The following is a 313-nucleotide window of genomic DNA, read 5'->3' as shown; positions in this document are numbered from 1 at the left end:
ACCTTCAGCCGGTCCACCACATCCGCATCGGCAGTGTTGAGCCAGAACTGGTAGAAGGCGTAGGGGCTGCACATGCCGGCGTCGAGCCAGATGGCGTTGCCCTCACTCTTACCGAACTTCGTGCCGTCCGAGTTGGTGATGAGCGGAGTTCCCAGCGCGTGGACGCTCTTGCCCTCCACCTTGCGGATGAGTTCGGTTCCACTGGTGAGGTTGCCCCACTGGTCCGAGCCGCCGGTCTGCAGCACGCAGCCGTAGTCGCGGTAGAGCTGCAGGTAATCCATGCCCTGCAGGATCTGGTAGCTGAACTCCGTGT

General features: G+C 62.3%; 1 protein-coding gene. It reads right to left on the bottom strand.

The window, feature by feature from the left end:
* Positions 1 to 313 (bottom strand): tyrosine--tRNA ligase (tyrS, locus tag P2Q66_RS01120; RefSeq protein ID WP_275724913.1); only part of this gene is annotated, 313 nt, incomplete at both ends.

Source organism: Arthrobacter sp. Cr_A7 (assembly GCF_029222765.1).
GTDB lineage: Bacteria > Actinomycetota > Actinomycetes > Actinomycetales > Micrococcaceae > Arthrobacter.
Note: the sequence above shows the minus strand (reverse complement) of the source record. Positions and strands in the feature narration are given on the sequence as shown.